Annotated in this window: 26 protein-coding genes and 1 pseudogene; 11 read left to right on the top strand and 16 right to left on the bottom strand. The window is 72.1% G+C overall.

Annotated elements, in window-relative coordinates:
- The first annotated feature begins 28 nt into the window (after positions 1-28).
- The 3 genes from HG543_RS30375 to HG543_RS30365 are packed head-to-tail and all read left to right on the top strand — an operon-like array spanning position 29 to position 2,514.
- Positions 29-475 (top strand): poly(R)-hydroxyalkanoic acid synthase subunit PhaE, encoded by a 447-nt coding sequence (locus HG543_RS30375; RefSeq protein WP_169348394.1) that lies wholly within the window; start codon positions 29-31, stop codon positions 473-475.
- Positions 476-478: 3 nt separating this feature from the next.
- The gene (locus tag HG543_RS30370; RefSeq protein WP_169348393.1) at positions 479-1,603 is read left to right on the top strand and encodes an alpha/beta fold hydrolase; all 1,125 of its coding nucleotides are present in this window, start codon (positions 479-481) and stop codon (positions 1,601-1,603) included.
- Positions 1,600-2,514: an alpha/beta fold hydrolase gene (locus HG543_RS30365; RefSeq protein WP_169348392.1), complete on the top strand. Its 915-nt coding sequence runs from the start codon at positions 1,600-1,602 to the stop codon at positions 2,512-2,514. Before HG543_RS30370 ends, HG543_RS30365 begins: the two co-directional genes overlap by 4 nt.
- Before the next feature lie 8 nt (positions 2,515-2,522).
- Here HG543_RS30365 and HG543_RS30360 read toward each other — a convergent pair whose 3' ends face one another.
- Positions 2,523-3,110: a TetR/AcrR family transcriptional regulator gene (locus HG543_RS30360; RefSeq protein ID WP_169348391.1), complete on the bottom strand. Its 588-nt coding sequence runs from the start codon at positions 3,108-3,110 to the stop codon at positions 2,523-2,525.
- A gap of 125 nt (positions 3,111-3,235) precedes the next feature.
- On the opposite strand from HG543_RS30360, the gene HG543_RS30355 reads away from it, so the two are divergent.
- From HG543_RS30355 to HG543_RS30345, 3 genes are all read left to right on the top strand, one after another.
- Positions 3,236-4,126: an SDR family NAD(P)-dependent oxidoreductase gene (locus tag HG543_RS30355; RefSeq protein WP_169348390.1), complete on the top strand. Its 891-nt coding sequence runs from the start codon at positions 3,236-3,238 to the stop codon at positions 4,124-4,126.
- A gap of 40 nt (positions 4,127-4,166) precedes the next feature.
- Positions 4,167-4,937, top strand: coding sequence for an ATP-grasp domain-containing protein (locus HG543_RS30350; protein WP_169348389.1), 771 nt, complete (start codon positions 4,167-4,169; stop codon positions 4,935-4,937).
- A 102-nt stretch (positions 4,938-5,039) separates the two neighbouring features.
- Positions 5,040-6,356 (top strand): PQQ-binding-like beta-propeller repeat protein, encoded by a 1,317-nt coding sequence (locus HG543_RS30345; RefSeq protein ID WP_169348388.1) that lies wholly within the window; start codon positions 5,040-5,042, stop codon positions 6,354-6,356.
- Between the two features lie 9 nt (positions 6,357-6,365).
- Here the strand turns inward: HG543_RS30345 and HG543_RS30340 are convergent, their stop codons facing one another.
- The 8 genes from HG543_RS30340 to HG543_RS30305 form a co-directional block, all read right to left on the bottom strand.
- A complete protein-coding gene (locus tag HG543_RS30340) occupies positions 6,366-7,145 on the bottom strand; it encodes an SDR family NAD(P)-dependent oxidoreductase (protein ID WP_169348387.1) in 780 nt (259 codons plus the stop codon).
- 40 nt (positions 7,146-7,185) lie between these two features.
- Complete coding sequence (locus tag HG543_RS30335; RefSeq protein ID WP_169348386.1) at positions 7,186-8,025, bottom strand: dihydroneopterin aldolase; 840 nt, start codon at positions 8,023-8,025, stop codon at positions 7,186-7,188.
- Positions 8,022-8,747 carry an SDR family oxidoreductase gene (locus tag HG543_RS30330; protein WP_169348385.1) on the bottom strand — a complete coding sequence of 242 codons (726 nt, stop codon included), beginning with the start codon at positions 8,745-8,747 and terminating at the stop codon, positions 8,022-8,024. Before HG543_RS30330 ends, HG543_RS30335 begins: the two co-directional genes overlap by 4 nt.
- A gap of 158 nt (positions 8,748-8,905) precedes the next feature.
- Entirely contained in the window at positions 8,906-9,439 is a 534-nt protein-coding gene (locus HG543_RS30325; RefSeq protein WP_246357409.1) for a hypothetical protein, read from the bottom strand.
- Positions 9,440-9,575: 136 nt separating this feature from the next.
- The gene (locus HG543_RS30320; RefSeq protein WP_169348383.1) at positions 9,576-10,709 is read right to left on the bottom strand and encodes a hypothetical protein; all 1,134 of its coding nucleotides are present in this window, start codon (positions 10,707-10,709) and stop codon (positions 9,576-9,578) included.
- Entirely contained in the window at positions 10,706-12,598 is a 1,893-nt protein-coding gene (locus HG543_RS30315; protein WP_169348382.1) for an IPT/TIG domain-containing protein, read from the bottom strand. The genes HG543_RS30320 and HG543_RS30315 overlap by 4 nt, the downstream gene beginning before the upstream one ends.
- Positions 12,599-13,428: 830 nt before the next feature.
- The gene (locus HG543_RS30310) at positions 13,429-14,793 is read right to left on the bottom strand and encodes a choice-of-anchor D domain-containing protein (protein ID WP_169348381.1); all 1,365 of its coding nucleotides are present in this window, start codon (positions 14,791-14,793) and stop codon (positions 13,429-13,431) included.
- Between the two features lie 170 nt (positions 14,794-14,963).
- A complete protein-coding gene (locus HG543_RS30305; RefSeq protein ID WP_169348373.1) occupies positions 14,964-16,073 on the bottom strand; it encodes a vWA domain-containing protein in 1,110 nt (369 codons plus the stop codon).
- 127 nt (positions 16,074-16,200) lie between these two features.
- Between HG543_RS30305 and HG543_RS30300 the strand changes: the two genes are divergently transcribed.
- Positions 16,201-16,917 carry a class I SAM-dependent methyltransferase gene (locus HG543_RS30300; RefSeq protein WP_169348396.1) on the top strand — a complete coding sequence of 239 codons (717 nt, stop codon included), beginning with the start codon at positions 16,201-16,203 and terminating at the stop codon, positions 16,915-16,917.
- Between the two features lie 59 nt (positions 16,918-16,976).
- Here HG543_RS30300 and HG543_RS30295 read toward each other — a convergent pair whose 3' ends face one another.
- The 3 genes from HG543_RS30295 to HG543_RS30290 form a co-directional block, all read right to left on the bottom strand.
- Positions 16,977-17,675, bottom strand: a complete 699-nt coding sequence (locus HG543_RS30295; RefSeq protein WP_246357408.1) for an MBL fold metallo-hydrolase — start codon at positions 17,673-17,675, stop codon at positions 16,977-16,979.
- Positions 17,663-17,893 carry a hypothetical protein gene (locus HG543_RS55680; RefSeq protein ID WP_246357407.1) on the bottom strand — a complete coding sequence of 77 codons (231 nt, stop codon included), beginning with the start codon at positions 17,891-17,893 and terminating at the stop codon, positions 17,663-17,665. The genes HG543_RS30295 and HG543_RS55680 overlap by 13 nt, the downstream gene beginning before the upstream one ends.
- An 88-nt stretch (positions 17,894-17,981) precedes the next feature.
- Positions 17,982-18,485, bottom strand: coding sequence for a GreA/GreB family elongation factor (locus tag HG543_RS30290; protein WP_169348380.1), 504 nt, complete (start codon positions 18,483-18,485; stop codon positions 17,982-17,984).
- A gap of 125 nt (positions 18,486-18,610) precedes the next feature.
- Here HG543_RS30290 and HG543_RS30285 point away from each other — a divergent pair, with 125 nt between their 5' ends.
- Positions 18,611-18,946, top strand: a complete 336-nt coding sequence (locus tag HG543_RS30285; protein WP_169348379.1) for a PilZ domain-containing protein — start codon at positions 18,611-18,613, stop codon at positions 18,944-18,946.
- 78 nt (positions 18,947-19,024) lie between these two features.
- The gene (locus HG543_RS30280) at positions 19,025-19,699 is read left to right on the top strand and encodes a dienelactone hydrolase family protein (protein WP_169348378.1); all 675 of its coding nucleotides are present in this window, start codon (positions 19,025-19,027) and stop codon (positions 19,697-19,699) included.
- Positions 19,700-19,841: 142 nt separating this feature from the next.
- Here the strand turns inward: HG543_RS30280 and HG543_RS30275 are convergent, their stop codons facing one another.
- The 4 genes from HG543_RS30275 to HG543_RS30260 form a co-directional block, all read right to left on the bottom strand.
- Positions 19,842-20,327: a YajG family lipoprotein gene (locus tag HG543_RS30275; protein ID WP_169348377.1), complete on the bottom strand. Its 486-nt coding sequence runs from the start codon at positions 20,325-20,327 to the stop codon at positions 19,842-19,844.
- Positions 20,328-21,082: 755 nt separating this feature from the next.
- Entirely contained in the window at positions 21,083-23,935 is a 2,853-nt protein-coding gene (locus HG543_RS30270) for a lipoprotein N-acyltransferase Lnb domain-containing protein (protein WP_246357406.1), read from the bottom strand.
- Positions 23,932-24,753: a hypothetical protein gene (locus HG543_RS55675; protein ID WP_246357405.1), complete on the bottom strand. Its 822-nt coding sequence runs from the start codon at positions 24,751-24,753 to the stop codon at positions 23,932-23,934. Before HG543_RS55675 ends, HG543_RS30270 begins: the two co-directional genes overlap by 4 nt.
- Before the next feature lie 44 nt (positions 24,754-24,797).
- Positions 24,798-25,217 carry a hypothetical protein gene (locus HG543_RS30260; protein WP_169348375.1) on the bottom strand — a complete coding sequence of 140 codons (420 nt, stop codon included), beginning with the start codon at positions 25,215-25,217 and terminating at the stop codon, positions 24,798-24,800.
- A gap of 281 nt (positions 25,218-25,498) precedes the next feature.
- Here HG543_RS30260 and HG543_RS30255 point away from each other — a divergent pair, with 281 nt between their 5' ends.
- Together HG543_RS30255 and HG543_RS30250 are read left to right on the top strand one after the other, a co-directional pair.
- On the top strand, positions 25,499-25,873 hold the full coding sequence (locus tag HG543_RS30255) for a hypothetical protein (protein WP_169348374.1): 375 nt from the start codon (positions 25,499-25,501) through the stop codon (positions 25,871-25,873).
- Positions 25,874-26,137: 264 nt separating this feature from the next.
- Positions 26,138-26,529, top strand: a pseudogene (locus HG543_RS30250) (helix-turn-helix transcriptional regulator); the annotation flags it as partial.

Raw genomic sequence — 26,529 nt, 5'->3', positions numbered from 1 at the left:
CCCCGCCACTTGGGTTAATCTCCCCTCCATGCCTCCGTCGGATTCATCGCCTCCCAGCCAGCGGCTCCTCGCCCGCGGCCTCAAGCTGCTGGGGGAGCTCACCCACCCGCAGACGCGCACCGGCAAGGTCTTCACCCGCGCCGAGCAGGGCCTCTCGAAGGTGGTCGCGCGCGTCATCGAGAGCCCCACCTATCTGCGCGTCAGCGGCAAACTCATGCGCCAGGGCTTCAATGTCCGCATCCGCCGCCGGGGACTCGTGGAGCGCACCCTGCGCACCCTGCGCATGCCCACCCCTTCCGAGGTGAAGGACCTCAAGGACCAGCTCCGCCGGATGAACGACCAGGTCCAGGCGCTCGGCGTCCAGCTCGAGACGGTGGCGGAGATGGTCCACCCGCAGGAAGCCGCCGCGTCCCCATCCGACAGCACCGCCCCCTCCACCCGCGAGCCCCGCGCTCCGGCCTCGCGCGGGGCCTGAGTCATGACCGCGTCCACCGCCCAGCGCCTGCGCTCGTACGTGTCGAGCCGGCTCGACCTCACCGCCGCCGTCGCCCGCGTCCTCAAGGCGCGGCCGCTCAACCCGTACCCGTACCTCAAGCCCCTCATCGAGCGGGCCTCCGGCGTGCGCGTGCCGCCCATCAGCGCCACGCCCCACACCGTCGTGTACACGCGCGGCAGCATGCGCCTCTTGCGCTACGCCTCGCCGCGGCGGCGCTACCGCACGCCCATCCTCTTCGTCTATTCGCTCATCAACCGCTGGTACATCCTCGACTTCCTCCCGGGCCGCAGCCTCATCGAGCACCTCACGCGCGAGGGCTATGACGTCTACGCCATCGACTGGGGCGTGCCCGGCCCGGACGAGGAGCGCATGGACTGGGCGGAGCTGCTGGGCGGCGTCATCCAGACGGCCGTGCAGTGGACGCTGCGCGTGAGCAAGAGCCGCGAGCTGACGCTCTACGGCTACTGCATGGGCGGCACCATGGCCCTGGCCTACACGTCCCTGTACCCCGAGGGCGTACGCAACCTGGTGGCCCAGGCCACTCCCGTGGACTTCAGCAAGGGCGGCGTCTACACGCTGTGGACATCCGCGGACCACTTCGACGTGGACTCGCTGGTGGACGCCTACGGCAACGTGCCCACCAAGGTGCTGGAGAGCGGCTTCCTCATGGCCGCGCCGGTGCAGCGCCTCACGCGCTGGCTGGAGGTGTGCCGCCGCATCGATGACGCGGACTTCGTCACCACCTTCCTCGCCATGGAGCGCTGGGGCGCCGACCCCGTGCCCTTCCCTGGCGAGGTCTACCGCCAGTACATCAAGGACTGCTACCAGCAGAACCTCTTCCCCCAGGGGAAGATGGAAGTGGGCCATCAGCGCATCGACTTGAGCCGCATCCAGTGCGCGGTGCTCAACGTCATCGCCGAGCAGGACAGCATCGCCCTGCCCGCCATGAGCGAGCCCCTGCCCACCCTGGTGTCATCCAAGGACACGGAGACGCGGCGCTACCCGGTGGGCCACATCGGCCTGTCCGCCTCCAGCAAGGGCGCTACCGTGGTGTGGCCGTCCATCGCGTCGTGGATTGGCGCGCGTTCGAAGACGATGGAGCCATGATTTCCGGAACGGACATCGACACAGCGGGAGCGGGCGTCCAGGTCCGCGAGGGCTCCATCCGGCTCAGGGACGGGCGGCGGTTCGCCTACGTCGAGGCCGGTGACTTGAGCGGCCTGCCGGTCTTCTTCATCCACGGCAACCCGGGCTCGCGGTACATGCGGCACCCGGATGACCGGCTGACGCACGGGCTGGGCGTTCGCCTCATCACCCCGGACCGGCCGGGCTACGGGCTGTCGGACTACCAGCCGGGGCGCACGCTGCTGGACTTCCCGGACGACCTCGAGCAGCTCGCCAACGCGCTGAAGGTGGGCCGCTTCGCCCTCATGGGCGTGTCCGCGGGCGGGCCCTACGTGGCCGCCTGTGCGTGGCGCCTGGGCGAGCGCCTCACCCGCGCGGCCATCGTCTCCGGCGCCGCGCCGCTGAAGCGGCCCGGGGCCATGGCGGGCGTCAACCGGGACTACCGCAACGCGTACGCGATGGCGGGCTGGCCCGAGTGGCTCCTTCACCCGCTGATGGCCATGCACGACCGGCAGGTGCGCGCCAACCCGAAGCGCGCGCTGGACGGGGTGCTGGCCCACGCGTCAGCGGATGACCGCGCCGTCCTGGCCGACCCGCTCATCGCGGCGCAGGTGCAGGGCTGGCGCCGCGAGGCCACCCGCAACGGCGTGGCGGGCATGCGGCGCGAGGCGCACATCCTCGCGGCCCCGTGGCAGGTGCCCCTGGAGGAGATCCGCTGCGACGTGGACCTCTGGTACTGGGAGGGGGACAGCATCGTCCCGCAGCAGATGGGGCAGTACCTCGCCACGCGGATTCCGCGCGCCGTGCCCCACTTCCTCCCCGGCGGTGGGCACTTCTCCATCTACTCGCACTGGAAGGACATCCTCACGCCGCTGGCGCGCGCGGGCGTCTGAACGGTACGTCAGCGCGGCGCGGGCCGCAGGCCATCCAGCAGGATGGTCAGGTAGCGCTCGGCGTGCACCTTGGGATTCCCGCCGATGCGCGCGGCGTGGTCCACGCCGCACATCAGCCGCTGGATGTCCTCGGCGCCAATCTCCTCCCGCACGATTCCGGAGCGGTGGGCCCGGGCCAGCAGCCGCGTGGTCGCCGCGCCCAGCTCGGCCTTCAGCTTCGACGTCCGGGGGTGCGCGTCCCGAGGCGCATTGAGGACTTCCGCGAGGCCGATGTCGGCCAGCATCAACTCCAGCACGGCGCGCAGGAAGCGCTGGAGGCCGAGCCTCGGCTCGTCGGCCTCCTCGGCCTGGCGCGCGGTGGTGAGCAGGGCCTCGAGGTGCTCGTTCACCAGCGCCTCCAGCAGGTCCTGCCGGGTGGGGAAGTGCCGGTACACCGTCCCCACGCCCACCCCGGCCGCGCGGGCAATCTGGTTCATCGGCAGCGAGGAGTCCCCTCGCGCCAGGAGCTTGCGAGCCACCGCCAGCACGCGCTCGCGGTTGCGCGCGGCATCCGCACGCAGCTCACCATCCTCCGGCGGGGCCTCCTTCTTCTTCATCCCCCCAATCTAACAAGCCTCCAAAACGGATTGCGTATCCACTTACCGGTCTCTATATCGCCTCCAAACGGATAACCCATCCGCTTTCGAGACCGCCGGGCGGGCAGGCCCGGGGAGGAGTCACCATGAAGGCCGTGGAACAGGACCGGACCGCCCTCGTCACGGGCGCGAGCTCCGGCATCGGGCTGGAGCTGACGCGCAGGCTGCTCTCCGAGGGCTGGCAGGTCATCGCGCTGAACCGCTCGGGGTTCCCCCAGGACGACTCGCGGCTCCAGGAGGCCCAGAGGCGCGGGCAGCTGCGCGTCTACAGGGCGGATCTGGCCGACTTCGGCTCGGTGAGACAGGCCGTGGCCCAGCTCCAGGCGGCGGAGGAGAAGGTGGACGTGCTGTTCAACAACGCGGGCGGCACCTTCCCGGAGCTGACCTTCTCTCCGCAGGGGCGCGAGCTGCACTTCGAGCTGCAGACGGTCGTCCCCTACATCCTCCTCATGGAGCTGAAGGCGCTGCTGCTGCGGGGGACGCTGAAGACAGTGGTCCACACCTCGTCCGAAGCCTTCCGGTTCGTCCGGCGGTTCGAGCCCGACACGCTGGAGCGCCCCGCGACGTTCAAGAAGCTCACCGGCCCCTATGCGACCACCAAGCTGGCGCTGACCTTGTGGACCCGGGAGCTCGGTCCCCGTCTCGCCGCCGAGGGAATCCGGCTCCTGAGCGTGGACCCGGGCGGCAACAACACCTTGCGGCGCGGGAAGGACTCGGGGCTTCCCCTGCCCGTCGAGTTCCTCATGCGGTGGTTCTTCCCGCCCCCGAGCCATGGCGCGTCGCTGCTGTATGAGGCGGCGGTGGGTGCGCACGGCCTGCCGCCGGGCGCCTACGTCTCGAAGGGCGCACCGAAGGAGCTCCGGTTCCGCGAGCACGGGCGCTCCATCCTGGAGAGGGTCCGCGCCATCCACGAGCGGGAGTACCTGGGCGCCGCTGACTTGCGGGCGACACGAGAGACCGCCGCCTCCGGCCGGTAGCCGGGCGCACCGTATACTCGCGCGGAAAGGGGTGGCCCGGATGCTCCGGCGCGCGTTCATCCAGGAGGAGGGCCACGGGCGGATGGAGCCCGAGATGCGCGACCTGCGCGACGCGCTGGACGAGCGCGACGTCCCCACGGAGCTGTTCACCGCGAAGCGGCTGGAGCGGCGCCAGCTCCCGCTCGCGCGCGACACGCTCGTCGCGGGCTACGTGCCCACGGTGCTCGGCGCGCTGAAGCAGCTCGGCATCGAGCCGCCCCCGACGAATGACTACCCCCGGTGCCTGGAGCCCTTCCTCCACCGGCGCATGTGGACCAGCACCGTGCGCCGGCTCACGGAGTCCCTCCTGGAGCTGTCGAGCCCGCCCGTCTTCGCCAAGCCCGTGGGCCGCCGCAAGCGCTTCACCGGCCATGTCTTCCGCACCGCGGACGACCTGCTCCTCCTGGAGCGGGCGTCGATGAACACGCAGCTCATCTGCTCGGAGGCGGTGCGGTGGCTCAGCGAGTACCGGGTGTTCGTCGTGCGGGGCACCATCGTGGGCATCCGCCACTACGCGGGCGACGCGAGCGTCCGCGTGCATGAGGACACGGTGGGCGAGGCCGTGCGCCTCCTGGAGTCCTCCGGCGAGGCCACCGCCGGGTATGGCGTGGACTTCGGCGTGCTCGCCACCGGGGAGACCGCGCTGGTGGAGTGGAATGACGGCTTCTCGCTGGGCGCGTATGGGCTGGAGCGCGGGCACTACGCGGACCTCACCGTGGCCCGGTGGTGCGAGCTGACCGGTGTCACCGCCGCGACACCCCACGCGTCCTGAGCCAGCTCCAGCGTCCGGTGGTGGACGCCGCTCTTGCCTCAACGGGCAGCCGCGCACAGCTTGCCATCCGGCCGGAGTCCGAGGGCGGGAGTGGGAACGGACATGGGGCGTTGGCGGACAGGCACCGTGGGGCTGGCGCTGGGCATCTGCGCGGCGCTCGGGACGGGTTGTGACAGCGAGAAGGTGAATCCCCCGGCGAAGCCCGGAGGTGAGGTGGAAGAACCGGCGCCTCTTCCCGAAGCCCCCGAGCTGCCCGAGACGCTTCCCGGAGACGCGCGCTGGACGGCCCACACGGCCACGGCCGGACGCCAGGACGCCACGGCCGTCGCCACGGACGGCGAGGGCGGCATCGTCGTCCTCGGAACGAGCGAGCCCGCGGAAGCCCAGGGCACGTCCGCGGACTCCCACGGCACGACGCTCACCGTCTCCCGGCATGACGGCGGCGGGCAGCAGCTCTGGAGCCGGAGCTTCACGCCCGAGCCACGCGAGGGCGGGGCCGCGGACGTGCGCTCACCGCTGCTCGCCGTCTCCAGGACGGGCGACATCTTCCTGGCCGGCAAGGTGGAGGGACGGCTGCGGCTGGGAGAGACGGTCATCACCGACAGCAGCTTCGTGGCGAAGCTGGACCCGGACGGCACTCCGCGCTGGGCCCGGGCCGTGGGCCCGGTGCGGGCGCTGCTCCCGGACGGCGACGGCGAGCTGGTGCTGGCGCAGGGGATGGTGGTGGAGCGCTACGACGCCGAGGGCGCGCGGCGCTGGTCCCGCGAGGTGCCGGCCATGGCCTCGGCGTCCGTCGTCGCGCTGGACCCGGAAGGCGGGCTGGTGATGGCGGGCAACAAGCACCTGGGCCCCTTCGAAATCCGCGGCTTCATCGCCCGGCTGTCTCCCGACGGAGACGTGCGCTGGGAGCAGGAACTGGCCCCCGAGGGGCCGAGCTTCACCGACGTGGCCTTGCGCCCGGACGGGAGCTTCCTCTTCACGGGGGACTTCTCCGGCACCTTCCAGTGGGGCCGGGACACGCTGCAGTCCCCCTGCACCCAACGCAGCTGCCACCGCACCGCCTACGCCCTGGCGGTGGACGGCTACGGAGAGCCACTCTGGGCGCGGACGCTCGACAGTCAGACGAAGAGCGGCTCGGAGGGAGCCCGCCTCGCGGTGGACGCGACGGGCGGCGCGGCGGTGGTGTGGCGGCACGGGTGCGGCTCGGAGCTGGCGACCCTGAGCTCGGGCGGAGAGGTGCTGTGGCAGAACCTCTACGTCACCACTCCGTGCTCGGCGACCCCGCTGTTGAGGGACGTCGCCTTCCTTCCGGATGGAGACGTGGTGGGCGCGGGCATGTTCCTCGGCACCCGCTCCTTCGGCGGGAAGAAGCTCACCGCGAGCGACAGCGACGTCTTCCTCCAACGCCTGGTGCCGTGAGACTCCGCCTCACTCGCGGAGCAGCAGTCCTCCGTCGAGCACCAGCTCCGTCCCGGTCAGCCAGGAAGCAGCGAGGAGGTAGCGCACCGCCTCGCCCACGTCCTCGGGCCGGCCCAGACGGCCGAGTGGATGCAACGCGCGCAGACCCGCGAGCTGGGCCTCCTGGCGACGGGCGTACTCGGGCTCCGGGAGCGGGCCCTCGCCGGGGGACAGTCGCACCTCGCGGACCATGTCCGTCTCCACCACGCCCGGCAGCACCGCGCTCGCCCGCACGCCGCGCGCGGCCCCGGCAAGTGCCAGCACCTTCATCACCTGGAGCAGCCCCGCCTTCGCCGCGCTGTACACCGCACTGGTGACGATGGGCCGCGTGGCCAGCGTGGACGCCACGAAGACCTGGGCCCCACCCGGCTCGAGGACCTCCAAGGCCTGCTCACCCAGCCGCAGCGGCGCGACGAGGTTGATCTCCAGCTGCGCGCGCAGGGCGTCCTCGCCGATGTGGCCCGGCGGCTGGTGCACCACCTGCCCCGCGCTGTGGACGAAGCCGTCCAGTCCCCCGAGCAGCCCGGCGGCGCGGCGCAGCAGCCCCTCGCGGGCTTCCGGCGACGCGAGGTCACACGGCAGCGCGAAGGCCTTGCCCGGCCAGTCACGCGCCAGGGCCTCCAGCACGTCCGCGCGCCGGCCCGTCACCACCACCTGACCGCCCGCGCGCAGCAGCGTCTCGGCCACCGCGCGACCGATGCCGGTGCCACCGCCGGTGACGAGCACCTTCCGCGTTCCCGTCGCGCTCATCCCTGTCCGCCCTCACACGGGCACGCCCCGGCCGCCGCGCTCAAGGGCTCTTCTCCGCGGGCGAGCCCGGAGCCACGGGCGCATCATGCGGGTAGTAGGAGATGCCCGTGACGGGAGCGAGTCCCTCCGGGGGCGCATCCGTCTCCACCTCGTCCGAGACGATGAAGCGCGGCCGGTCCACGCACAGCACCGTCTGCTCCGTGGCCGTGGGGTTGTCGTAGCGGTGCGGGAAGTCGCGCGGCCAGTGGAAGGCCATGCCCCGCTCCACCGGCCGCCCCTGCAGGAGCATCCCGGAGCCGAGCACCAGCTCGCTCTCCTCCATCTGCTGGTGGATGTGCGTGGGAATGGTGCCGCCCGGCTTCACCCGCAGCCGGTAGACGCCATAGCCCGCGCCCTCGTGGATGATGTCCACGCGGCCGAAGGGCTTGTCCTCGCGCGCGTACCGCATTTCCTCGGCGGTGCGGTGAATCTGGAGCGACGGCACCGCGAGCCCGCCCAGCGCCTGGGGCTTGGTGACGCGCACCGTGGCCGCGTGCACCCGCGCGCGCGGCACGTCGTCGGTGGCCGGCGCGAGCACGTAGCGGCACACCGCCTCCACCGCGGATTCCAGCAGCTCGAAGCGACACGACTCCAGGAGGAAGCGCAGCTCGCCCGCGAGCCGGCCGTAGTTCACCGTGTTCGCCAGCTTCCCGCCCGCCGCGGCGTCGCGCGTGTCCAGGAAGAGGGCCAGGTCCAGCCGCAGCGGCTGGGCCGCGAGGCGCTCGCGGTTGAAGACCCCCACGATGCAGTCCACCGTGAGGCCCCGCAGCTCGATGACGTCCAGCGGCTGGCCCTGGGGCGTGGTGACGACGGGTGGATGGAAGGGGTGTTCTCCGTTCATAGCTGTGCGCTCCTGCCGCCATCCACCGCGATGACCTGGCCGGTGATGTACGGCGCGTCCCGGGCGAGGAACACGACGGTGCGGGCGATGTCTTCCACGCTGCCCTCGCGGCCCATGGGAATCCGCCTCAGCACCGCGTCGCGGGCCTCCGCGTCGAAGTTCTCGGGGAAGGCCACCGTGCCCGGCGAGATGGCGTTGACCCGCACATGCGGGGCCAGCTCCACCGCCAGCGCGCGGGTGAGCATGATGAGGCCCGCCTTGCTCACCGAATAGTGCGCGTAGTGGCTCACCGGCCGCTCACCGCCGATGTCGGTGAGGTGCACCACCAGCGGGTCCTTCCCCGCGCGCAGCGCCGGCAGCAGTGCCTGGGTGAGGAAGAAGGGCGCGTCCAGGTTCACCGCCATCATGGTGCGGTAGCGCTCCCGGGAGATGGCGGCGAAGTCCACGCGCTCGTACAGGCCCGCGTTGTGGACCACCACGTCCAGCGCGGGCCAGGCCTCGCGCACCTGGGCGCCCAGCGCGTCCACCGCGTCGGGCTGGCTCAGGTCGGCGGCGTGGAGGGTGACGCGGCGGCCGAGCGCCCGCAGCTCCTCGGCCAGCGCCTCGAGCGAATCGACCGAGCGGTTCGCGTGGAGCGCCAGGTCATAGCCGGCGCGACCCAGAGCCCGGGCCACCGCGCTTCCAATGCGGATGCCGGCCCCGGTGATGAATGCGGTCCCCATGAGGCGCATTCACTAACAGGCCCCGAGGGGAAAGACACCGGGGACCTGAAAAGGCGAAGGGCGCACCGGACGACCCCCATCGTCCGGTGCGCCCCGCGAATCTCGGTACTGCCCCCTACCACGTCAGGTACTTCCCCCGATTCAGGACACCGTCTTCGCTACGGGTAGTAGCTGGCCGGGTGCGCGCGGTTACCGCGCCAACCGCCGTCGTTTCCGTGGGACACCCAGACCCACTCCTGCACCTGCTCGTAGTGGCCGGGCACCCAGCGCTGCTCGTAGAAGCCGCCCGTGCACTTCGTCACGCGCGAGCGCCGGCGATGACGCTCCTCGCAGACCTCGGGGACCCACACGCGCTCGTGACGGCCCTCGACGAAGCGGTTCACCGTCTGCAGCTCGTAGCGGCCGCGGGCCCGCGGAGGAGGCAGCGGCGCCGGGCCGTGGCGGCAGGAGTCGCCGTGCACGTGGACCTCGACGTGGCCGACGTGGCCCCCACCCCGGCGGTCATCACGGTGGTCGCGGCGGTCATCACGGCGGTCGTCGCGGCGGTCATCCCGGGAGTTGCCGCCGTTCACCCGGCGCTCGGCCTCCTGGCCCGCCCAATCACGCACGCTCTTGTTGTCATCCGCCAGAGCCGCCGTGGAGAAGAGAAGGGAGCCGATAACCAGGGACGCGATACCCGTCTTGAGAGCCATGTCGTTCAACCTCCGTCGTCCTGCTTGTACCTTCTGACGGGGCCCCCTTTCGAACATTCAATGCACGGGGCCTGGCCCTTCCGCGCCAGGTGGGACATCCACTCCTGTCTGGGAAAAGGCCCGGCGGCCCGAGGGTTTAGCGGGGTAGGACTTCCGCGCAGGTCAGCCCCTCCGAGGGGGCGCAATTGCGTCCCACGAGGCAGCCACGCACCCCGCCGGAGTCCACACAGCGGATGGGCCCGCAGTCCGCGTCCGACACACAGGCGCGGCGACTCACCGTGCACGCGCCCTGGCTACACGCATCCCGCACGCAGTCCGCGTCCTGCTGACAGGTGCAGAAGCCCTCCACGTCGCCCTCTTCCAGCGCGCAGCGGCCCGCGCATGCACCGGACGTCTGTCCCGGCTCCTTCACGCAGCGACCTCCGCTTCCGCAGTCCGCGTCGTCACGGCACGACAGCGAGGGCACCGGCGCGCACTCCGCATCCGAGCGGCAGCGCGCGCGGCTCGCTGACACCACCACGTCCTCGCACTGGTAGCCATTGGGGCAACCCTGGCCCTCGGAGCAGTCCACGCCGCAGTACGCGCTGCCCGGGCTCGCGCTCTCTCGCAGGCAGAAGTTCGCTCCGCGCCCGCAGACCTGGAGGCCTCCGCCGTACGTGCAGCTCGCGCAGTAGGGACGACGCACCGGATCGAAGTCGCTGTAGCACGCCGAGGTGGGAGCGCCGCAGCGCTGTCCGAAGGCGCAGTCCTGGTCGTCCGCGCAGAAGGATGCGTCACAGACACCCAGGGCGCAGGCGGCGCGGCCTTCCGGGGTGGTGGCGTCACAGAGACAGGGCGCGTCTCCGCAGCGGCACGCTGTGCCCGGACAGTCGCCTTCACTCCGGCAGCCGGACACGCAGGTGGTGCGCGAGACGTCGCACACCTCACCGAGCGGACAGTGCAGGTCCGAGGTGCAGCGGCCCCGCGTCAGGCAGGTGCCGGTGCTCGTGTCGCAGAAGAGCGAGGTGTCACCGCAGTCCGCGTTCGACTCGCAGCCCGCGCGGTCCTGGCAGAAGCCCGCGGCGTTGCACAGCTCGGTCGGCCCACAGGCCGTGTCCGTGCGGCAGCGGCAGGCGTGGGTCTCCAGGTCGCAGCGGTACGCCTCCGCCGGCGAGCCACAGTCCGCGTCGGCGCGGCAGGCCGTGGTCCCCGTGGGTGGTTCTTCCCGGCAGGCCGTGAGGGCGAGCAGCAGCAGGGCCAGGAGCCATGCGCGGCGGCGGTGGCGGTTCACGGGTCGAAGACCTCCGAGCGGCCCAGCACGTAGGCCGTCCACGCCGCGGGCGACAGCGTGTCGTACGTCCACTGCGCGAAGTCGAAGCGAGGCACCCGCGCCGTGGAGAGGTCGGCCCGCAGGCGCGTGCCCTCGGGCAGTCCCGCGCGCAGCACCTCCAGCGCGGGAGCGGGCAGCGTCACCCGCGTCTCGTCCCCGGGAAGGATGGCCGTCCAGCGGATGCCCGGGGCTTCTCCGAGCGCCGTGAGCGTGAGCTGCCGCACGTCGGGCACGGCCGTGGAGGCTCCCGCGCTCCAGGCCACCGCTCCGGCGAAGCGGTCCCCCGAGGCGGGCTCGGTGAAGACGGGAAGCGGCAGCAGGGGCCCGAGCGTCAGGCCCGCTCCGAGGTCTCCGGGCTGGCGGTGGTAGCGCAGGCTCTGCCGATACGTGGTGGTGCCTCGCAGCAGGTCGAGGAAGAGGAGGTGCGCGCCGTCCACCCGGGGCAGGCCGGGGAAGTCGAGCGTCGGGCCCGGGCCGCTGACGGTGGAGAAGAAGCGCGTGCCCGTGCCCCAGTTGTGCGGATGTGGCACCAGCCCCTCCGCGCCCAGGTCCAGCCAGGCGTACACCTGATGCGACGCGGGCTGCCCCGCCACGGAGAGGGGGCCGTCCACGGTGAGCGGCGCGGTGACGTCGAGGTGCATGTCGAGCACCACGTCCTGCCCCTCCGTGACGCGCGTGGCGGAAGCCGCGATGCCACGGCGGAAGCCCAGGAGGTAGGGCTCGAAGTCCGTTTCGTCCTTCAGCACGCCCAGCACCGTGTACACGGCGCGGACTCCGGGCTGAGCGTGGACGCGGTACGTGCCGCCCTCTTCGCGCACCCGCCACGTGTCCGCGCGCCGGTCGCCGGGTCCCGCGAAGGGAGGGCCCGAGGCCGGGCTCGGCCAGGCGACGAAGACGCGCGCCTCGAGGACTTCACCCGGGCCGAGGGGACGCGGCGGCTTGAAGCCTCGCACCCGGCCGGAGATGACGGCGCGGGGAGGCTCGGGCGGGTTGCCCGGGTCGCCATTGCCGCCGAGCCCGCGCAGGAACACCGTCAGGTTCTCCGCGCGGATGCCCGCCACCGTCACCACGTCGTAGGACGGCTTGAAGACCGTGGCCACCTGCGCTCCCACCATCCGTGCATCCGAGAGCGTGAGCTGCCCTCGCGCATCCGTGAGCCCCTGGAGCGGCGTCGCCGGGTCCGTGCCGAGCAGCACCCGCGCACCCGCCAGGGGCCTCCCGTACGCGCCGGACGAGGTGTCGAGCACCGTGACGTTCAGCGTCCCCGTGAGCGGTCCCCCCGAGAGCCCTCCCGGGCCTCGCGGGTCGAAGTACGTGAAGGACTCGGGGAGCGTCGTGGGAGTGGCTCCACGCGTGAGGACCACTTCGACCGGGCCTTCCGTGTTCGAGGCGGGCGCGCGGCAGGTCAGCGTGTGGCCGTCGTGCACCTGCACGTCCGTCGCGAGATGGCCTCCGAAGGTGACGGTGGTGCCTTCGACGAAGCCCGTGCCTCGTATCGTCACCCGGGTGCCTCCCGCGATGGCGCCCCGGTTCGGCTCCAGCGCGGCGTCTTCGTTTCGTGGAGGTCCCCGTGAGAGGAAGAAGCCCACGTCGTAGGAGCGGGACTCGCTTCCTTGCGAGGAGATGCGCACCGTATAGGTGCCGGTCACCGTCGCGACGTGGGTGACCCGGAAGCGGCCCGACGCGAGCACCGTGCCGCTCGCATCCCGCACGGTGGTGGAGAACGCGGGCTCCGCGAACGCGTCCGCTTCCACGCTCACCCCAAGCTGGTCGCCACGCTCCAATGCGATGGAGAAGTGGTCCGCGTCGCCCGGACAGAGGGTGAGTCCCGGATGGCGGCTCGTGCTCACTGTGTGTGCAGTGGGCGGTGTGTCGTTGGGCTCCAGTGCGTCCGGCTGGCAAGCTCTCGGCACGCAGGTTCCGGTGCCCATGTCGCAGCGCCGGTCCGCCGCGCAGCCATCGTCCGAGGTACAGGGTGGCGGTCGCGGCAGGCACGCTCCGCTCGGTACATGGCACAGCAGCGGCACCGTGCAGTCCCGGTCCGAGTAGCAGCGCGGGGTCGCCACACAGCGCCCCGCCGCATCACAGAGGAGCCCGGGGCCGCACTCCGCATCCGCCTCGCACTGGACGCAGCGGCCTTCCTCGCAGCGCTCTCCGGACGCACAGACCTGGGAGGCCGTCGCCTCGGTGCAGCGGGGCACGCAGGATTGCAGGCCGGTGTTGCAGCGCTCTTCCGCGCCACAGTCGGCGTCATCCGCGCAGCCGAGGTCCTCCTCGCAAACGAGCGTTGCTCCGTTGCAGCGATGGCCGGAGGGACATTCGCCGTGGGCTCCTGATGGGCAGAGGAGGACTTCCGACCGGGAACGACAGAGTCCCTGGCGGCACCACATCCCCAGCGCGCAGTCCGTGTTGGCCGTGCAGTCGGTGCCCCAGCCCTCGCGTGGGACACAGACGCGCGATTCCGCGTCGCAGTGTTCCTTGAGGCGGCACTGGCCGCTCGACTCGCAAGGGACGCAGACGCCCTCCGCGCCGCAGACCCGGCCTCCCTCGCAGTCCTCCCGGCGCTCGCACGTGGTCGCGCCGGGAGGCGTACCCGGTGACGGTTTCGTCGGCTCCGATGAACAGGCGGCGATGAGGAGCGCCGCGAGCAGGACGAACAGGTTTCCGGGCAGTCGCTCCATCACGGCACCTCCGTGACGATGCCCGATGGCCACTGCACGTCCGCCACCGTCCACACATCGCCCTGCTTCGCCAGCGTGCGGCGGTACTCGCCCTTCAGCACGCCCCGGTCGTACACGCGCACCGTAGCCTCGCTGCGCGGGTCCACCGCCCCGTTCTCCCGGGCCAGCACCACCGCCACGCGATACGTACCCGGCGCGGGGTGCTCGTAGCCGAACACCTCCGGCCCGTAGCCCGTGAGCCGGTCGCGCAGCAACTCCGGGTCCTCCGCCGGGCCGGGCGCTCCCCAGTCCGGACGTGGGTTCGCGTAGTGGCAGTCATCCGGCATGGAGCCCGGCACCACGTCCGTGCCGCGCAGCACGTGCAGGTCCAGGTCCGTCACCGCGTTGTTCCACGCCACCTCCACCAACAGGTGCTGCGCGGGAACCGCCACCACTCGCGCCCGAGCGGGCTGGAGACTCCTTGCTCCCGCCGCGTCCGTCACGTGCAGTTCCACTTCGTACGCACCCGGCACCACCGGGTCCAGGCGCAGCACCGTGCTCGATGCTCCAGGCTGAGCAAGAATCGCCTGTGCTCCCACGGGCCGCTCGCGCAGCGTCCACTGATACGTGAGCGGCGTGTCTCCGTCCGCGTCCACCGAGCCGACTCCGTCGAGCAGCACCTCGGCTCCCGGAACGCTCGTTCCAGGTGACGTCACCGAAGGCCTGGGCGCGCGGTTCACGCCTCCGCGCAGGCCCACCGTGGCCTCACGGTGGGCCGGGTCCGTGGTTCGCAGATGCAGAGTGCCGGTTGTGTTCTCGGCTGGGGCTCCCGTGATGGGCGAGTAGCGCACCGTGAGCTGGGCCTCGCGTCCCACGTCCAGCACGGCGGGGGTCCTCGTGGAGCCCACCAGCTCGAAGGCGGCGGGCATTTCGCTCGACAGGGTGAGTTCCTCCAGCACCAGTGGCGCACTGCCCCGTGAGCGCACGGTGACGGTCCGCACCGCGGCGGTCCCTTCCGCCACCCGGCCGAAGTCGAGCTGCTCGGGTTCCAGCTCGATGACCGCCGACATGCGTCCCTCACCTCGAAGGGAGACTTCCGCCGTGCCCTGCTCCGGGTCGTCCGTGCGCAGCTCCAGCGTCGCCGAGTAGGTCGCCTCTCGCGGTGGCACGAAGGCGAGCCTCACGGGCGCTTCGCTCTGCGCCGCGACCTCCTCCGGCGCGGAGACCACGCGGAATGGAGATTCCGTTCCGCGCACGGCGACTCCGAGCACCCGCAGCGGCGCACGCCCCGCGTTCACCAGCGGCAGCGACACCGTGCGCTCGTTGAGCGCGGGCACCGGCCCGAAGTCGAGCGTCGGCTCCGGTGCGACCCAGCGAGGCTGCACCGGGCGCGCGGGCCCGTCGCCGCCACAAGCAGCACAGAAGAGGCAGAGGAGCACAAGATGGAGAAGTGAGGGCGAACCCCGGCTCCTCACGGCCAGGCCCACTCCGTCAGCAGGTGGCGCTCCACCGTGCAGGGCGTCTTCCGCCGTGAAGCCAGACGAAGCGCGACGGCTCACGGCGCGCCCTCCTCCACGTACTCCAATTCCACCCGCGAGCCGGGCCCGGGCACGGAGTCTCCCGCGAAGAAGACCCCGCGCCGCTCCGGCTCGTACGTCCACCCGTCCGCCCCTCCCCTCTCCGGCGTGCACACCACTTCCAGCGCCTCCGCCGGCTGGCCCTTGCACGCCTCGCGGTCCACGGTCTCACAGCCTCGCAGCGACTCCGCCGCCACACCGCAGGGATGTCTCACGCGCACCCGCAGAGACTCCACCCGGGGTGTCCGCTCCAGCGCGAACGTCCTCCGCAATCCCACCGCGCTCGTCGCCAGCGTGCGCAGCGCGTCCGCGAAGTCCGCGTCGCAGATGCTCCCGAGTTCCCCGCCGGTGAGCGTCACCAGCTCCGCGTACCGCGCCCCGGGCTCCGCGCCACACCCGTTCGCCGGCACATCCCCGATGATGGCCGACGCCACCACCGTCCCGTCATTCCCGATTCCCTTCACCTGCTCGAACGCGCGCCAGTACGTGCGCACGTCGTACGGCGAGCGGTCGTCCTCGTCCGTCACGAAGGCCAGGTACAGCCACGCCTCCGGACGCAGGAAGGCCACCGGATGCCCGGCCACACACGCCCGTCGGCACGCCTCGGACGCACAGCCCGCCTCACACGCCGCGCGCGCCTCCAGCACCGGCGCGTTCTCCCGCCGCTGTCGCTCCAGCACCCGGCTCGCCGCCTCCAGCCCCGCCTCGTACGCGCTGCCCTGCGTGCCCACCCTCACACTGCCCGCGAACGCGCGCTCCAGGTCCGGCGTGTCGGGCGTCAGGACTCGTGGCTCGCCCACCAGCTCCCCCGGGCGCGTGAAGATGTCCGTCGTCGCCACGCCCATCCGGAAGTCGATGCGCCCCTCGCGGAACAGCGAGATGAAAGCCTGGAAGTTGCGCGCGAGCGCCTCCTGACGCGGCGCCATGGAGCCCGAATCGTCCACCACCCACAGCACGTCCACCGCCGACGCCGAGCGCTGGGCGTACGTGTCCACGTGGAAACCCGGCGGCAGCGACGGGACGAGCCGGTCGTCACGACAGGCCCCACAAAAGACCGCCAGGAAGACGACAGCGGCGGCATGGCGCATGGGGCGGCCAGCCTAGTCCACCCTCCCCAGCCCTCCGGCCCACCGCCCGGCCCCAACTTCCACTGCTCGGCATTCCGTCCCTCCACGCCACCTGCTCGCGCCGGGGATGCGGTACATGGAAGACACCATGTTCCACCGTCAGGGCCCCACCCTCCGGGAGCTGGCCGTCCAGGCCCTCTCCTCCGTCGAGCACGGGTATGACCTGCTCGCGCCCAAGTTCGACTACACGCCCTTCCGCACGCCGGACCCGGTGCTCAAGGCCGCCATCGAACAGGCCGGGCCTCCCGGCTCCGTCGGCAGCGCGCTCGACGTGTGCTGTGGCACCGGCGCCGCCATGCGCTTCCTCCGGCCACTGGCCCGCGAGCGCGTCGCCGGCTTCGACCTCAGCCAGGGCATGCTCGACGAGGCCGCGCGCCGGCTCTCCAACGCACCCGGCTCCGCGCGCCTCGAGTTCATCCGCGGCGACGCGCTGGACCTTCCCTTCAACGGCGAGTTCGACCTCGTCACCAGCTTCGGCGCCTTCGGTCACATCCTCGAACAGGACGAGCCCCGGCTCGTGCGCGGCATCGCCCGCGCGCTGCGCCCCGGCGGCCGCTTCGTCTTCGTCACGTCCCACCCGCCGTCGAAGCTGCACCCGGGCTTCTGGCTGGCCAAGGGCTTCAACGCCGCCATGCGCGTGCGCAACGCCCTCTGGAAGCCGCCGTTCGTCATGTACTACCTGACGTTCCTGGTGCCTCGCGCCCGCGCGCTGCTCGAAGCGGAGGGCTTCAGCGTCGAGGTGCGCGACGGCATCCTCCCGGAGCCCTTCACGCCGCTCAGCACCGTCATCGCCACGCGGAAGTGAGCGTGGCGGCCCGCGGGGCCCGCCGTGTCACGGCCGGGCCCCGGGGACTCACCTGCCGACTACTTGCCCGCCGGCTTCGCCTTCGCCGCGTTGGCGCTCTGCTCCAGGCTGGTGAACACCGTCTCCAGCCAGGTGGCCTCGTTGATGTAGCCGGTGCCCAGCGGCTTGTACTTCTCCGGCATGCCCTCGGCCTTGATCTGCTCCAGCGTCTTGCCGGCCTCGCGCTTCGTACGCACCAGCGACACGGAGTCACGCAGCATGGCCACGAAGGCCTCCAGCTCCTCGCGCCCCGCCAGCGGCCCGTGGCCCGGGATGACCTTCGCGCCCTGCGGCAGCATCTTCAGCACCGTCTCCGCGTTGCGCAGGTAGCCCTCCACGGAGCCGCCGCTCTTCAGGTCGATGAAGGGGAAACCGCCCACGAAGAACTGGTCGCCCATGTGCAGCACGTTGGAGCCCACGAAGTGCACCAGCGTGTCGCCGTCGGTGTGGCCCGCGGGCAGGTGCGTCAGGCGAATCTCCTCGCCGTTGAAGTAGAGGGACATGCCCGTGTCGTAGGTGATGACGGGCAGCGCCTCCTTCTTCGCGGGAGGAATCACACCGAACTCGCCCATGTCCGCGCCGGCCACCAGCCGCGTGCGCACCTCGCGGTGCGCCACGATGCGGCCCTCGCGCCCGAACACGCCGTTGCCGCCGGTGTGGTCGAAGTGCCAGTGCGTGTTCAGCACGTAGGAGATCTTCGCCTTGCTCAGCTTGTCCAAGAGGCCTTGTTGATCTTCGGCGCCAGCACCTCGAACTGGTCATCGACGATGAGCAGGCCGTCCGGCCCCACCGACACGCCGATGTTGCCGCCCGCCCCCACCAGCATGTGCACGTTGCCGGCGACGGGGCTGCTCGTCACGGACGCCTTCGCGGGGTCCGGAAGCTGCGCCAGCGCCACCGAGGGAACCGCCACCAGCACGGCCAGGAGACTTCTCATGTTCGATGCTCCACAGAGAGGAGAGACGGGCGCACGTTAACCGCGCGCCCGCCCGGCGGCCCTCTTTTGTGTGCCCGCGCACGGTGCCTCAGTGCGGCGCGTAGTCCACCCGAGTCACCGTGTACTCCACCGCGCCACGGGGCCGCTCCACCAGCACGGACTCACCCACCTCCTTGCCCAGCAGCGCCCGCGCCAGCGGGGACTCCACGCTCAGCCGCCCCGCCTTCACGTCCGCCTCGTCCGGCCCGACGATGCGGTAGCGCGCCCGGCCCCCGTCCTCGTCCTCCACTTCCACCCACGCGCCGAAGAAGACGCGCCCGGCCTGGGCCTCTTCCGGCTCCACCACCCGGACCTCCTCCAGCACCGCCGCCAGCTGCTGTGCCCGCCGCTCGCGCTCCTTGCGGCGCACCCCGGCCTCCAGCGGCGTCAGCCCCTCCGCGCCGGTGTCAGGCCCCTGCGCGGCCAGCAGCTCCTCCTGCAGCGCCCGGTAGCCCTCCGGAGTGATGTAGCGCTTCTCTCCCGACGCCGGACGCGGCCGGACGGGGAGTGCGTCCTCCGCGCCCGAGTCCTCCTTCGTGAACGCCTTCGACATACCTGCCTCCACCCTGGGAGATTTCTCAGTCCTTCCGTGGAGTTGTAGCCCCCAGGCAGCGTCTCCGCCTGCCTGCCTGGCCGCCCTTTTTTCCATCACTCCTGGAAAATGGCAGAATCACGGACATGCTCCTGCCACGCGCCCTGCCTCGGTTCGCGCACCGGCTCACCATCCGGCTGCGCGGGATGCTGCCTGTCTACACGCACGACGTGTCCGAGGGAGGCTTCTGCGCGGACATGCTGCAGCCGCTGAAGCCGGGAACGGCGGTGGAGGGCTCCATCGCGGTGGGCGGAGAGGAGCTGCCGTTCCAGGGTGAAATCGTGTGGACGCAGCGGGCGGCGGGAGAGCGGGTGCGGGGCCGCTACGGCGTGCGTTTCACGCAGGTGAGCGAGGACTTCCGCCGCCGGCTGGAGGCGTACCGGAAGATGCAGGGCAAGCGGCTCGTGCGCTGGTTCACCTGAGCGCGCCATTCCCCCGCCACCGCGCTGGAGCGCGCGTCTAAGCTGCGCCCCCTCTCTTTCTCCGAAGGGGTTGCACACATGGCGGGACAGACGAAGCTGACCGGCAAGCAGGGCCAGGCGCTGGCGGGCCATCTCAGTGAGGCCCCGGGCGGCACGGCGCGCGGCGCGGTGGTGCTCATCCACGAGTGGTGGGGACTCAATGACCACATCCGTGGCATCGCGGACCGGCTGGCGCGCGAGGGCTTCACCGTCTTCGCGACGGACCTCTACGGCGGCCGCGTGACGAAGGACGCGAAGGAGGCCGAGCAGCTGCTGGGCGCGATGGACTGGGGCAAGGCCGCGGCGGACCTGCGCGCCGCCACCGAGGCGCTGCGCGAGCGGGCTCCGGGCACGAAGGTGGCCATCATGGGCTTCTGCATGGGCGGCGCGCTGACGCTGCTGGCGGCGGCCAATGACCCGCAGCTCGACGCGGCGGTGCCCTTCTACGGCATCCCTCCGGAGAGCGGCGTGGACGTCACGCGCATCCGCTGCCCGGTGCTCGGCCACTTCGCCCAGCAGGATGACTGGTGCACGCCGGACCGCGTGGACACGCTGGAGAAGAAGCTGAAGAGCGCCAACGTGCCGGCGGAAATCCACCGCTACGACGCCGGCCACGCCTTCTTCAACGACACGCGGCCGGAGGTCTACTCGCGCGACAATGCCGAGAAGGCGTGGCAGCGCACCGTGTCCTTCCTCCACGCGAAGCTCGGCTGAGGCTTCGCGCGGTTCGCGCCGCGCACGCCCGCGCCACACTTCGGGCCGGGCGTCCGCGGACGCGGGCCCGACTCGCGCGGGTGGCGCTGGCGCCGGGTCCCCACGGACGTCGGCGCCGTGGCAGGCCCGGCGGAGCGTTCGCTCAGGTCCCGGCGTCGGGCGCGTCCGACGACGCCGGAGCCGACTCAGGCTGAGGCCCGCCCGGGGTGTCGCGGGTGGCGGGGACCTCCTCGGGCATGGCGGGCGTCTCGGACGGAGCGGCCTCCGGCGCGGGGGACTGGCCCGAGGGGACGAGCTGGAGCCGGTAGCCGCGCACGCCCGAGGGCAGCACCACCTCCACCAGCGGGTTCTCACGCAGCAACGCCTTGGACACCTCGAGCTTCACGAGCCCGTCCGCGTCGCTCGTGGCGGACATGCGCGTGCGGTAGTTCTCCCCGGCGAGCACCCGCGCGCCCTTCACGGGCTGGTTCGTCTCCACGTCCACCACGCGCAGCGCCACCGTCTGGCCCTCGGCGCTCGCGTTGGGGTTGGGCTGCACCACGTCCCGGTAGTGAGGTCTCAGGGAGCAGGCGGACAGCAGGGCGGTCGAAGCCAGGACGGCGGTCAACAACGTGCGGCGAAGGCTCATGGGTGTGCTTTCGTGTGAAGGGGGGAAGCAGCCGTGCGCGGCAGCATAGCCACGGTCCGTCCGCCCGCCAGGACTGGTGCGCATCTTCTCCCTGGCGTGCACGGAGCCGTACACCCCGTCCGCCATTCCCGAGGGAGCACCACGGGGCCCGCAGGGAGGCCCGCCCCTCGATTCGGCCAGCGGCCCTTCCGCGTTCCCGCCGCCGGCCCAACTTCAAGGGCATCGACGCACAGCGCGCTTCCCCACCCCGACCCCACGGGAGTCTCGAAACATGGTTGAAGACACGCATACCCCCACTGCTGGGGACAAGACGCCAGGCTCCTTCAGGCGCGAGCCACACCGGGAGTTCGTCCACGTGGACCTGCCCCCGGACGTAACGCTGAGGCCCGAGGGCTTCGAAGGCTTCTTCAGGAAGAACCGCATCTTCATCGTCAGCGTCCTGACGATGTTCATCACCAGCTTCGCCACCTTCTGGCTGCCCCTGTTCAACGGGCTGCTGGGAGGCACCTTCGGCGGCTACCACGCGGGCCGCATGAAGCGGGCGCTCGGCGCGGCCGTGGTGAACTCCATCGCGGTGCCCGCCGTCATGACCGCCCTGATGTTCCTCACCCGGAACGACTCGTCACGCCTCTTCTACGGGCTGGGCTTCCGGGGCTGGGTGGCCCTCCACGTCATCGGCACGTTCATCGGCGCGGTGGCGGGCGCGGCCAGCCGCCCGCTCTTCTCGGGCGAGTTCCGCCGCGTGCCCGTGGGCGTCAGCGCATCTCCAGGCCCAGTGCCAGGCGGCGTTCCGACGACCCAGCCCACCATGTCGTCGGGGACAGTGGTTCGCGAAGAGGCGGAGGTGCGAGCGAACCCTCCCAGCGGACCTGTGCGCGGGGTGTGAGCAGCACTCCGAAGGGGCCCGCGCGCCCCAGCCACCACTCCACCTGGAGTGACGCTCCCGCCTCGTGGGTGACATGCTCGTCGCCCACGCGCCAGGTGGGGGCATAGGCCGCCTCCAGGCGCACCGCGTTGGCCCCCGAGCCGGGCAGGCCGGTGCGGTGCGCCACCGACAGGCGGGGCCCCGCCGCGGGCGTCAGCGGAGCGTGCCCGCTCCAGCGCACCGACGCGAGGCCTCCCACGCCCACCGCCGTGAAGCGCGAGAAGCGCTCGCCCTCGTCCAGCACCATCAGCGCCTCCGCCTGGACCGACGCCTGGTGCGGCAGCGCGCGCACCGGGTTCGAGTCCACGCGGGCCTCCGCGCCCCAGCCCAGCGAGTCCCAAGTGGACTGGCGCAGGTGCGGCAATTCGCGCAGCAGCGTGCGGTAGCCCACGAGCGTCATCTGCGAGCCCACCACCCGCGGCACACCCCAGCGCGGCTCCAGGGACAGCTCTCCATCCAGCACGCGCAGCTCGCTGCTCGGCTGGAAGCCGTGGAGGCGCGCGTCGCCGAGCGCCTCGGCCATGCCCGCCGTGCGCACGCTCACCACCGGCCGCGCGCGCCCCACGTCCGGGAAGTCCACGCCCACGCTCACCACCGTGCGCCCCGCCCCCGAGTCCCGCCGGGCCCCTTCCGCCCACGCCGTCTCCGCCTCCACCTTGCGCCGGTGGTCCTCTCCCAGGAAGGCCACCGGGTCCACCTCCGCGAGCACGCCGTCGTTGAGCGCCCCCTGCACCTCGGTGGCGCGCGTGAAGGCGGCCTCGGTGCGGTCGGCCCGCACCAGCGCGCGAAGCTCCTCGGGCGTGGGCGGACGGCGGGGCGCGGCGGCCAGCGCGTCCTTCAGCAGCGTGGTGCGGTCCAGCACCGCCAGCCGCCGTTGCAGGGCGTCCTCGCTCTCGAAGATGCGCTGGCGCTCGCGCACGCCGGCCTCCGCCGCGCCGGCCACCGGCACCTTCACCGCGAGCAGCCTCTCGCGCTCGATGCGCAGGCGCTCGGCTTCCGCCCGGTCCACCGCCGCGCGCTCCACGCGCACCGAGTGCGCCACGTAGGCATGCAGCCGCTCGCGCGCCGTGGCGCGGGCCTCGGTGCTGGCCGAGTCGAGGGCCGAGGACACCGCGGCCGGCAGCGCGTCGTACGCCGCGTGGCGCACGTGGGGCTCGGGTGACTGGAGGCGCTCATGCAGCTCCCGCAGCCGCGCGTGCTCGGCCGCGCCCACCCGCGCGGCCAGGGCGGACAGGGCCTCCTCCCGCGCGGCGTGCGAGCGCACCGCCCGGTCGCCCGTGGACTCAAGGGTGTCCGGTACGTACTCCAGCAGCGGGCCGGCGCCGCCCTCCTTGCCCACCACCTCCACCCGCGCCAGCGCGTCCAGCGTGGCCGTGGGCAGCACCCAGAGCGTCCCGGGAGCGCGCACCTTCCGGCCGTCCTCCAGCGCGCCGTTGAGGAGGAAGAGGAGCGCGCTCGCGCAGTTGTCGGTGAAGAAGTAGTAGCCCATGTACCCGCGGCGCTCGAGCTCCCAGACGCGCTCCAGCATCCGCGCCTCCTCGCCGCGCGTGAGGCGCAGGCGGAAGCGACGGATGAAGCGCTGCTCCAGCTCCAGTGCCTCGTGGGACAGGTCTCCCAGCGTGCCGGTGAGGAAGGCCGTGTCGTAGCCGCCCGTCATGCCCTTCACGACGTAGCCCAGGCCCCGGGACTCCAGGCCGGTGAGCGCCACGAGCTGCACCACGCGCTCGAAGCCGGGGCCTCGCGGCACCGCGCCCTCGCGCCAGACGGGACGCAGCATCAGGTGGCCGAAGAGCGACTCCGGCTGGCGGCCGGTGGAGGCGACCAGCAGCACCTCGAAGTGGGACAGCGCGTCCAGCTCGGCCCAGGCCTCGAAGGCGGGACATTCGCCACGCGGGGGCAGGCGGCCCAGGCCGGCGTGCTCCACCAGCTCCGCCAGCGCCCGTGCCTTGGAGAACTCCTGGCAGCGCACCCGGTCGTCCACGGGCAGCGCGTCGTCGCGCACCGACTCCACGGGGACGAGGAGCTCCTCCGCGAAGGTGACCAGGTCCAGCGAGGCACCGCGCTGCCCCAGTGCCCGGCTATAGGCCCCGGCGTAGTGGATGCGTGCCTCCTCCTTCCATACGAGGGGACGCTCGAAGGGCTTCTGCCAGCCCGACAGGCGGCGCCACGTGGGCGTGTCGCTCCACGCGCGCGCATCGTCCCAGCGTTGAACCACGGCGTGCACCACGGCTCGGCGGCGCCACAGGCGCTCGGCTTCCACGTCCGTCAGCCGGGCGGTGCGCAGCGTGGCGCGGCGCTCGTCCGAGGGGGCGTACGCGTAGAGGTGGAAGCGCGCGCGGCCCTCCGTCCAGTCCGGACGCGTGGGGGTTCCATCACCGAGGCCGAGGGGCGCCGACTCCGGGTGCACCACCAGCTCCAGCGGACCTCCGGGCGGGCGGCGCATGGCGGGTGGCAGGGCGCTCAGTCCCGCCTCGACTTCCGTTATCAGCGCCGCGTCCCAGGCCGCGGCTCCGCGCAGGACGATGCCGGACTGCTCCAGTGCGCGCACGCGCGTGGACAGGTCGGGTACGACGGTCTCGTGCGGGTCCGCGGGCTCCAGCGTCCCCTCACGCCCGGGCAGCGCCGAGCCCGCCACCGGCAGTGCGCACGTCAGGCCGAGCACCCACGCCGCCCAGCGGCTCAACGCGCCACCTCCGCCGTCTCCGCTCCCGCGGGCGCCTCCAGGAAGGCCTCGCGGTCCGCGTCCAGTCTCGGGTCGGTCCGCGCCAGCTCCCCGACCCGCTCCAGCCATGCGAGCGCGCGCGCCGGCGTGAGGGTGCGGGCATCCGCCATGGCCAGCAGCTCCCGCCGGTGCGCCCGCAGCATGCGGCCGAAGGTGCCCAGGTTCTCACGGCGGATGCGCGCCGCCGCGGCGAGGTCCTCCACCGTGGGCCCCGCCCCCAGCGCCAGGTCCTCGCGGAGCTGATGCGTGCGCGCACGCAGGTACACCTGGGCCGCGCGACCCAGCTCCTTCGACCGCGCACCCTCGCGCCGCTCGGCCGCCGCGTAGGCCTGCCAGATGACCACGCCGAGCCCCACCACCAGCGCGCCCACCGTGGCCGCCGACATCACGCCCTCGTTGCTCTGGCTGCTGTTCTCGGAGCGCCAACGTGACGCCTCTCCCTCCGCCGCCTCCGTCCCGCTGGAGCCTTCGCTGGACCCCCCTGCCTCCGAGTTCCTGGACTCCGAGCTGCCGCCCGAGTCCGACTGGCTCGAATCCCCCTGGCTGGAGTCGCCCGAGCCCGACTGGCTCGAGTCTCCCTGGCTGGAGCCGCCCGAGTCCGACTGGCTGGAGTCTCCCTGGCTGGAGCCGCCCGAGTCCGACTGGCTCGAATCTCCCTGGCTGGAGTTGCCCGAGTCGGAGGCGCTCATGCCCATGGGCCCCGAGGCCGCGGGCGTCCTGCATCCAGAGACCGCCATCAGCACGGCCATGCACAGTGCTCGCTTCGCGAAGCGCTTCATCTCACACCTCCTGGGTGTTCGTTCGTTTCCACGCGGCACGCCGCTCAACGCGCGCCGTTCGTCGGCCCGAGCGCGGCCTCGAGGTCCGTGCGCAGCAGCGGGTCCTTCCGCACCAGCGCGCCCACGCGCCGCATCAACTCCAGCGAGCGCGCGTGCGTGAGCGTGCGCGCGTCCGCCAGCTCCAGCAGCTCGTGCCGGTGCGCCCGCAACAGGGCGCCAAAGAGCGGCACGTGCTGACGGCGCAGCATCACCACATGGGCCAGTCCCTCCACCGTGGGGCCCGCCCCCTGCGCCACGTCCTCCCGGAACTGGTGGAGGTGAAGGCGCAGGTACTCGTAGGACAGCCTGGCCGCCCGGGCCATGCCGGGCTCCACCCTGGAGCGGCGCCGTCTCTCCCGGACGAGGAGCACGGCCGTCAGCCCCAGCACGCCCGCGCACACCGCAGCATCCCAGTGACCTGGCATCCGACCCCCCAGTCGGGAGGACCTCTCCCGATGACTGTGTTGCGTTTGCCTGTCCGCCGTGGATCGCCCCTAGCGAGCCACGTGCCGGCCGCACCACGGGAGTCGTTTCGCGGACTTGGGCGCGACGCCGCGCGACAAGGCGCGCAGCCCGCGCGTCGCAAGTGCGTCGCCCGCTACGCGCCAGGGCACCAACGGGGCGTTCCGCCTCGGACGCGACGCGTTCTTGGATTCACGGCGCCGCGCTCCCACCCTTCCTCCAGGGACTTCGCGGGAGCGATGCCATGACCCTGGGACTCTCCATCCTCGGACTGTTCACCACGCTGCTGGCCCTGGCGGCCATCTTCCCCACCGGCGAGCCCTCGTGGTTCGGCTTCGGCATCCTCGCGGCGGCCCTGTGCGCGCTCGGCGCCGCCTTCAGCGGCCCCCACGTCCGCACGGGCATGCCCTGGGCGGTCGGCGTGGCGCTCGCCATCTGGGGAGGCGTGGGCCTGGGCGACGGCAAGCTCAGCGCGTGGCTGGCCTGGGCGACGCTCGCCTTCGGCATGGCGTACCTCGGGCTCGGCGCGCTGCACTTCCTGCAGAGGATGGTGCCGTCCGAGCGCCTCCCGCGCCTCCGGGGCTTCACGCGGCATGGATTCGGGAAGGCGACCCGTTGACGGGAGCTGCGCGCCGGGTACCCGGACCGGAGGGACCGAGCACCCGGCGCGCGCTCACACGCACCGCGGTAGCGGCCCTCCCCCCCGGGAGCCGACCCATTGAGTGTCTCTGTTCGCGAAGCTTCATTCCATCAGGGAAACCCGTAGGGTCGGATTCCACCCCGGCCCCAAGTTCGCGGACGTCCAGGGCCGGACGCTCCCTGCCCCAAGGTCCTGGGGTGACAGTGACGACAGGTCCGGGCCTCGGGCTATACTCAGTAAATCTTGATCCGTTTGAATTCCGAGGAGCAAGGCCTGCTGGCGGACCTGGAGGTCCTCCTGATGGAGGCCGAGCCCAGCGCGGAGTCGCTGCCGACGGTGCTGGGCGCATTGCGCGAGGCATTGAAGGCAGACCGCGCCCTGGCCTACGGGGTGGATGTGGGACCTGAGCGCTCTCATGCGAGCTACTCCCACTTCTCCGGATTCCCCCTCCCGAGTGCGACGGTGCATGCGGTGCTGGACAGCTCCATCTCCGCACCAGACCCGTGGGGTTGGTTCGATCCCGCGCGGCCGGAGCAGGCGCAGCGCAACAAGGCGCTGCACTTCCGGTCGCTGGCGGAGACGGAGGCGCGGCACATGCCGCTGCCGGACCTGCCCGCGGTGGAGGTGGGGCGGCG

The organism is Pyxidicoccus fallax (assembly GCF_012933655.1).
GTDB classification, from domain to species: domain Bacteria; phylum Myxococcota; class Myxococcia; order Myxococcales; family Myxococcaceae; genus Myxococcus; species Myxococcus fallax.
This window is presented reverse-complemented; position numbering and strand designations above follow the sequence as displayed.